The 4,384-nt window shown below is 34.1% G+C and carries 6 protein-coding genes; 3 read left to right on the forward strand and 3 right to left on the reverse strand.

Going from position 1 to position 4,384, the window contains the following annotated elements; genetic code table 11:
- Positions 1-193 precede the first annotated feature (193 nt).
- Together FFR48_RS25770 and FFR48_RS25775 are read right to left on the reverse strand one after the other, a co-directional pair.
- Entirely contained in the window at positions 194-1,036 is an 843-nt protein-coding gene (locus FFR48_RS25770) for a hypothetical protein (RefSeq protein ID WP_137669330.1), read from the reverse strand.
- A gap of 83 nt (positions 1,037-1,119) precedes the next feature.
- The gene (locus tag FFR48_RS25775) at positions 1,120-1,641 is read right to left on the reverse strand and encodes a hypothetical protein (RefSeq protein WP_137669331.1); all 522 of its coding nucleotides are present in this window, start codon (positions 1,639-1,641) and stop codon (positions 1,120-1,122) included.
- A 597-nt stretch (positions 1,642-2,238) separates the two neighbouring features.
- Here FFR48_RS25775 and FFR48_RS30295 point away from each other — a divergent pair.
- Positions 2,239-2,373, forward strand: coding sequence for a hypothetical protein (locus FFR48_RS30295; protein WP_255427041.1), 135 nt, complete (start codon positions 2,239-2,241; stop codon positions 2,371-2,373).
- An 84-nt stretch (positions 2,374-2,457) separates the two neighbouring features.
- Here the strand turns inward: FFR48_RS30295 and FFR48_RS25780 are convergent, their stop codons facing one another.
- On the reverse strand, positions 2,458-3,306 hold the full coding sequence (locus tag FFR48_RS25780; RefSeq protein ID WP_137669332.1) for a DNA adenine methylase: 849 nt from the start codon (positions 3,304-3,306) through the stop codon (positions 2,458-2,460).
- 181 nt (positions 3,307-3,487) lie between these two features.
- Between FFR48_RS25780 and FFR48_RS25785 the strand changes: the two genes are divergently transcribed.
- Together FFR48_RS25785 and rbfA are read left to right on the forward strand one after the other, a co-directional pair.
- Positions 3,488-3,694 carry a DUF751 family protein gene (locus FFR48_RS25785; RefSeq protein WP_096568315.1) on the forward strand — a complete coding sequence of 69 codons (207 nt, stop codon included), beginning with the start codon at positions 3,488-3,490 and terminating at the stop codon, positions 3,692-3,694.
- A gap of 115 nt (positions 3,695-3,809) precedes the next feature.
- A complete protein-coding gene (gene rbfA / locus FFR48_RS25790) occupies positions 3,810-4,208 on the forward strand; it encodes a 30S ribosome-binding factor RbfA (RefSeq protein WP_096568313.1) in 399 nt (132 codons plus the stop codon).
- Positions 4,209-4,384: the final 176 nt, after the last annotated feature.

A 4,384-nucleotide genomic window follows, 5' to 3' on the forward strand; every position in this document is an offset into this window, starting at 1 on the left:
CTTTTAGGTGTTTTAACAGCTTTTCTCTCTGTTCTTGAGACAGATGGTTTTTTGCTGGCATAATTCAGAAGCGATCGCTTAGTTACTTAATTCCCTATTATACAATCTAGCTGCACAACAGCTTATCAATTTATATTTGATTGACAGAATAGTAAAATAAGTCGGGGATCTGGTTAATTTAATTTTATAGTTGTTAATTTTGTGATTGTTGGAATTGTTGGAAGTTGGTTAATAATACAGATAGGTTACTATTGATTTGTTGCAACATTTGGGAATTTTGATTGAGTTGGTTGGCGGTAGTTTGTAATTGATTAACTTGATTTCCTAACATAGAGGCTAATTGGGGTATATTATTATTAGATGATTGGGTTGCATTGTTGATTAATCCTGCTAATTGTTGGAGGTTTGTATTATATTCTCCTACTTGTAAACTATGTTGATTTAAAGATGTGACAATTTGGTTAACATTATTATTAAATGTTTGGGTAGATGTGGAAATACTGTTAACATTCTGCAAGAGACGATCTGTAACGGTAGTGAGATTTTGTTGATTATTTTGTATGAGGTTTTTTACATCGTTAGAATTACTAATTAATCTGTTACTGAGACTTTTTATATTATCTGTATTATTTTGAGCTAATTGTTGGATTTGTTGGGAATTATTGATTAAGCTATCACTGAGATTTTCTAAACTATCTCCATATTTTTCTAGGGAAGATATAGATTTTTCAAATGATTGTGATGATGTGAGTAAGGATGAGGAAATATCAACAAATTTTGTAGTTAAGTTTGCTATATTAGCAGTAGCATTATTTAAAACATTTGCTCCTGTTTGCATGGTTTGGGAAGATTGATTAACAATAGTTTGAAAGTTGTTTGCTGAGGTGTTAATTTTATCTGTAGCTTCCGTGATCGCAGTTGCAAATTTTTTGGTGTTTTGATCTAAACCTGAAAGGAAACTTTTTAAGCTATCAGAGTAGTTATTAATAGATGTAATTAACTGATCTATTTTGCTGGTAGTTTGACTGTTTAGCAAAAATTCATTATCAATGGAATGTTCTATGGAGATGATTAAGTTTTCTTTTTCTATTTCTAATTCTGATACTGGGTAAAATTTAACTAAAAAATACTACAAGCTAATGCAAATAAACTACTACCAAAAGCTACACCCATTGAGTTAACAATATTTGGTAAAATTGTTTGTATGTCTACTTCACCTCCTAGATTACCGCTAATCAATAACAGATTTAAAGTAATTCCTAAAAAAGTACCAAATAATCCGATTGATAAGAGGAAATTTGGCAAAGATTGATAATAACGTTTCTTTTTTTCCCAGTCTTGTAAGTGAGAATTTGTCACACTGTCTATTAAAGCTGCTTTATTAATTTGTTCATATTTTGTTGGATGACGATTATAAACATCTTTAATTGCATTCGCTATCCCTTGTTTTAAAGATGGTTGAAATTGATTTTGTAATTTTTTTCTGATGTCATAACCATCCCATGTTAAATAAATAGTTAATACGGCAAATCCCAAAACTACGAAATATGAAAAATATTGTCTACTGGATGGGATGAAAGCATAAATGAGAATAAATAAGACGCTTAAACTTAGTAGGGGATAACGAATTTTATTGTTCATGATTTTCCTGTTTGATTAATTTTATTTTGACTTTTTGAAAAATTCCCCGTCAGATCCCCGAATTTTTTATTTAATCGTGACAAGAAATTATGGTTTATTAACAGAAGTCGGGGATCTTACCCCGGAATCATTACCGTAAAAATACTTAATAAATCAACCAAGGTAAATTTCACCAATCATAGCATATTTGGTATAGTATAGATCAAGTAAAATTTCTTAATATTTACTCATGCTGAAGATGAAGAGGGGGATCATCTCTGTGATGGTGGTGCTATTATGAATAATGTCGGTGGAAAATATCAACTGCTCAAAATTTTAGGAAGTGGTAATTTTGGGACAACTTAACAGCACTTCCCAGTGTCATGAGGTACACTATGAACAGGCAAGACTTGTACTGAGCGACTTGTACTGAGCCTGTCCTGAGCCTGTCCTGAGCCTGTCCTGAGCGGTGTCGAAGGGCGGTGTCGAAGTAAGTCGAAGTAAGTCGAAGTATGCCCGTGTTACAAGGGTTTTATCATTAATATCTGTACCTCATAATAACGGAAACTGCTGTATTTAGCAGTGGATCAGTATGGAAAAAACTAAGCGGTTAAACAATTGACATTTTCTAGTAATAAACCAGAGGAAATAGCGATCGCTCAACGCAAGTTTAATGATGAGAAAGAAATTTTACAAAAGTTGCCAGATCATCAACAAATTCCTGATTTTGTAGATTATATCGCAGAAAATTAACAATATTACTTAGGGATCTGGATATCAAAAATTGCTATATCTGAATACTTACTTCCAATCTTTTTTGTCTGATTCAGACATCCTCTAATAAGAAGTCACTAAAACCTCACTAATATTACCCCGCTTATTAACATTAGAATTAATGGATCTGGCAGCGGAAATTGCATGAATATTAAACCGACGATAAAGATCACGAATAAAATCACAATCTGAATTTGCTAACATTACCTTAACACCCCGTTTAGCTAATTCTGCAAATACATCTCTTAATTGTTGTTGCTGTTTTTCCCCAAATAAATATTTACTATAAGCTGTAAAATTACTGGTTTCACTCAGAGGTTGATAGGGAGGATCAAAAAAAACAAAATCATCACTGCTAGTAGCATAATTCAAAACTGTGGTAAAATCTGCGTTTTCAATGTCTGCTGTAGCAAGTGCTTTTGATGCAAGTCTTAAAACATCTTCCTGACAAATACCAGGATTTTTATATCTACCCAAAGGAACGTTAAATTTACCTTGAGAATTGACTCGATATAAACCATTAAAACAGGTTTTATTCAAATAAATAAACCTAGCTGCTTTCTGTAAATCTGTTCCTTCCGAATTAGAACGTATTTTATAATAATAATCTCCATGATTTTTATGATGTTTTTCCTTGTGTTTTTGTAGACGTTCAATTAATTCGTCAACATGATCTCTAACACAGCAATAGGTCGTAATTAAATCAGTATTAATATCAGTTAAAACAGCTTGGGAAAATATGTTTTGTGCTTGGAGATGAAAAAAAACCGCCCCTCCACCTAAAAAGGGTTCATAATAATGCTGGTAATTTGTGGGAAAATATTTTTGATATTGAGAAATCAACCTACCTTTACCTCCCGCCCACTTTAAAAAAGGACGCGGGTAAGTTGTTTGAGAAACTTTACTAATCATATATATTTCTATATTTCTATTAAAATAAAAATTACTAATTACCAATTACCCATTACCAATTACCTATTACCAATTAGTTATTTTATATGAATTGAGCAATTTTCAACCCTATAGACTACAATTAAATTAAATAAGCACCTGAAAACAAACTATAGTTTATAACAAGGCAGTCTATATTCAAATGTTTGATGGATTTTGGGATAACGTATTTCGCTACCCCCGGTACTTGGTTACTATCGTCTTAGGTCTTTTGCTGAATACCTTTCAGCCATTGATGCCTTTTTTAAAACGCCCAGGTACTCTAATAGCAGTGCTTGGTTTATTAGTAGGAGGGTTCTTTTTCGTAACTTTGACTCTCCGGGCGATGCTGGGTTTGAGTACAATCTAAACTAAAACCTGAATAGGGTTTAAACATCAGGACAATTGCTGTAAGTTTTACAGCTATTATCCTGAATTTGCATCTATATCATATCGTAAAACCTCTGTGAGAAGGCGGAATTTATATGGCTACAAATCGCCGCGTTTCCCGCGTTGCTGAATTAATTAAACGGGAAGTTAGCCAAATGTTGCTCAACGGTATTAAAGATGACCGTGTGGGTACAGGAATGGTGAGTGTCACCGATGTAGATGTTTCCGGTGACTTGCAACACGCTAAAATTTTCGTCAGTATTTATGGGACCCAGGAAGCTAAAGCTGAAACAATGGAGGGTTTAAAATCAGCAACTGGTTATGTCCGTAGTGAACTAGGTGCTAGAGTAAGGCTGCGTCGTACTCCAGAAGTGATCTTTGTTGAGGATCGCTCTCTTGAACGTGGTACTAAAGTGCTGAGTTTATTAAACCAACTTCAGCAGGAGCGTCAAACAGAAAGCATTGCAGAAGATGAGGAAGATTTTTCCCAATAGTTAACTTAAATATCCAGATCCCCGACTTCTTTAAAAAATCGGGGTTCTATCATCTATTTTACGTTTAATTATAGCAGAAGGCAGAAGGCAGGAGGCAGAAGGCAGAAGGCAGGAGGCAGGAGGCAGGAGGCAGAAGGCAGGAGGCAGAAGGCAGGAGGCAGGAGGCAGGAGGCAGA

It is taken from the genome of Sphaerospermopsis reniformis (assembly GCF_005402885.1).
GTDB classification, from domain to species: Bacteria; Cyanobacteriota; Cyanobacteriia; order Cyanobacteriales; family Nostocaceae; genus Sphaerospermopsis; species Sphaerospermopsis kisseleviana.